Here is a 3,088-nt window from a genome sequence, read left to right on the forward strand (position 1 = left end):
AACCTACTTAGATGCCACCACAGCCAAAGTTGTTGCCATAAATAGCAGCAAACCATTGAGCTTGTAAGATTTCCGAGTACCGTCTGGTTGCAAACAGCCTGTATATTGTTTACCTGGCAGAAAGATTGTACCGAGAAACATCACAGTCACAAAGCCTACAAATATTAGTGATGCATAAGCCAAACTAACTGGGGTAATTGAATCGATGGGGTTATTCACATTTCTAGGTATTGTTTTTACTTTCTACTAGTACACTTAGTACACTGGGGCATAAATAGAGTTCCCATTTCAAATTCCTGAAAAGCCTAAATTACAGAATTTTTGACTTTTGACTGACGCGAAGCGGTACTAGTTACTTGTTCAATGCGGTACTAGTTACTTGTTCAATTAGGCTCATAACTTGACTACGGCTAAGTTTCGGCTTTCCAAGAATCAAAACATCCAAAGTCGCATGAGCCAATGTCAAGGGAATGATACAAAAATTAAAAGCAGGACCTTGAGAAAGAGCTTTAGTATAGGCATCAGCTAGAGAGAGGTTACGACGAGCGTACATCTGCATATCCTCTTTCGTCCAACCATTAGGAAAGAAATTGACTCCTCGTTCTAAATCATCACTGGTATTGCGGAGAATATTAACAGCTTGCAAACCCCTACCAAAGCCAATCGCTTGGGAACGGTTGGTTGCTGTGCCATCGTACCAAGCCCACAAGTCTGACAGCATTAATCCTACAGCACCAGCAACGCTAAATGTATAACAATCTAGATCAGCCTCGGTATCAATTTTCCAGCCTGCAAGTGCCCAGTGAGCCATCCTATCGGCCATTGCTGCGGTTGCATCCCAAATACGGGGAGCAATGCTTTCTGGTGCTAAAGTTGCCCATTCTCCAATACGAATTGTTACCTCTGGTAAGGGCTGAGGATGGGTATTAAATACTTTTGAAAAGTCATCAACAGCAGTTTCTCTGTCTATTGATTGCAGTTTTAAGCTAATTGTTCTTAAGAGTTGGGCTTTAGATAAATTATCTAGGTTGGGATGATCTTCAATTTCATCAATGGCACGCATACACAAATATGCAGCAGCAGTTGCTTCTTGAAGCCCGGAAGGTAAACGACTAATGGGGATATAAAAGGTACGGCTAGTTTTTTCTAGAACTTTGAGAGCATTCTTGCATGAATTCATTATTTTTATCTCCCGATAGTGATTATAAAGTGTGCGGCTATGTATATGAATTTTTTACTCAACAATCGGCGTTGCTGATTAAAAGTATGATTTGCCCCCAACCCCCAATTCTGGGGGAGAATAATAATTTCAAGCCCCTCAGTACCCCCAAGGTTGGGGGTCACGGGGGCAGGGTATCTTGAAAGTAGCGAGTCTTATTTATGACGCATCCTTACATCCTCTAAGTCTCTTCATTGTGAATTGTTGATTTAAAAATCATCGATTTAACTCAAATTTTCCGGATTAAGTTGTCCGTATTTTGGCAAATCTTGGGAAATTAAATTCATGCCATAAAGCCGTTTTCTAAACCTATCTAAAATTGAAGTAGGGCACATTTTATTCATGATAAAAAAAGATAATTTCACTGCTGCTGATGCTGCAACATAACGAGGTTTTGGGTGAGTGGTAATTAAAGTTTTGTGAATCGTTTGTGCAACTTTTTCTGGAGTCCAAGCTTGTTGTTCTACTTCTATAAATAGTTGAGAAAGTCGTTGAAATGCTTTGCTGTAAGGTGTATTTTGAGGTTCTAAAATACACTTAATTAAAGCTTTGGTATTATTCTTAAATGCTTGGGTAAGTACAGCACCCAGTTCAATAACAATAACTTGAATATTAAAAGGAGACAGTTCCATACGCAAAGCATCACTAAGTCCTTCTAAAGCAAATTTAGAGGCTCCATAAATTCCTTCAAAAGGGAAAGCCACACATCCAGCAAGGGAACTAACATTAATAATTCTGCCAAACCCTTGACGGCGCATCACTGGGATCAAAGTTTGGATTAAGCTAATTGGTGCAAGGATGTTAACCTGGAAATGCTTTTCAACAGTAGCAGTGGACATTGATTCTACTGGAGAACTTTGGCTATAACCAGCATTGTTAATCAGGACATGAACTGCACCAAAATGCTTAACGGCTGCTTTAGGAATATTTGCCAACTCCACAGAATTAGTTAAATCCGCAGGAATAGTGAGGACTTGGGCACCTGCCTGCTTGCACAAAGTAGCGCACTGTTCGAGTTGTTCTTGACGAAAATCTGTAAGAATTAAGCAGATACCGGGATATTGTTTGGCTAAGTGTAGAGCAGTTGCACTACCAATCCCGCCAGCAGCCCCGGTAATTAAAATAACTTGTTTTGCTAGAGGTAATGAGTAGGACATAATATTGCTACTGGTAAATTCAAGCTTTTGCTGTAGCAGGCTCTTCTGAATAAAACTGACTAGCCCAGCGTCTATACTGCATGATTTCTCCATCTCCCTCACAAAGGATAGGATGAAGATGGTGAAGCTTTTCTGAAAGGATGGGGATATCTTTCTCAAATTCCTTCTTAAACACTTTGAGAATCAAACTTGTTAAAGCAGCAGTAATAAAACTATTGAAAAGTTTCTTGGCACTGATAACCAAACGAACATCAATATATTCTTTATCAATTGGTGTTAATAAAGCCAAAACAAGAAAATTAAACTCAAACATTGCCTTTGTGCAATACTTTTGTTGGTTATAGCCCAAACCATAGAAAGTAATTTCATACTGCGTTTCTATCTGACTGTTTGATACTGCTTGAGTACCATTTTTTAACCCAACTCCTCTGGTTGTAAAACTCTGCTTAGTCCAGAAGAATTTACTCCAAACAATACCGTCTATAGTAGGAGCATTACTTTTAACAAATTCATCTGAATGGAGAAATTTTATATGAGCAATGTCTGGAAATTGCTCCCCTAACTCTTGAACGTGAGTATGTAGCTTTTGATAATAAGCAGGGCGTAACGGCATCCACTCTTTAGCAGAGTATTCGGGTAGCTCCGGAATTTCCCAACTAGGAGTTTCTCCTTGAGCATGGTAATAAACCATAATTAGCCCATTAAGTAGGTT

The 3,088-nt window shown here is 39.3% G+C and carries 4 protein-coding genes; all 4 read right to left on the reverse strand.

Annotated elements, in window-relative coordinates; all coding sequences use genetic code 11:
* Positions 1–3 precede the first annotated feature (3 nt).
* The gene (locus CALSC_RS25630; protein WP_088243986.1) at positions 4–219 is read right to left on the reverse strand and encodes a hypothetical protein; all 216 of its coding nucleotides are present in this window, start codon (positions 217–219) and stop codon (positions 4–6) included.
* Positions 220–352: 133 nt separating this feature from the next.
* The gene (locus CALSC_RS25635; protein ID WP_088243987.1) at positions 353–1,180 is read right to left on the reverse strand and encodes a squalene/phytoene synthase family protein; all 828 of its coding nucleotides are present in this window, start codon (positions 1,178–1,180) and stop codon (positions 353–355) included.
* A gap of 263 nt (positions 1,181–1,443) precedes the next feature.
* Positions 1,444–2,376: an SDR family NAD(P)-dependent oxidoreductase gene (locus CALSC_RS25645; RefSeq protein WP_159460702.1), complete on the reverse strand. Its 933-nt coding sequence runs from the start codon at positions 2,374–2,376 to the stop codon at positions 1,444–1,446.
* Between the two features lie 19 nt (positions 2,377–2,395).
* Positions 2,396–3,088: hypothetical protein (locus CALSC_RS25650; protein ID WP_235006968.1), on the reverse strand; the 693-nt coding region annotated here is incomplete at its 5' end.

The sequence above is a fragment of the Calothrix rhizosoleniae SC01 genome (assembly GCF_900185595.1).
In the GTDB taxonomy this organism is placed as follows: Bacteria; Cyanobacteriota; Cyanobacteriia; order Cyanobacteriales; family Nostocaceae; genus Calothrix_A; species Calothrix_A rhizosoleniae.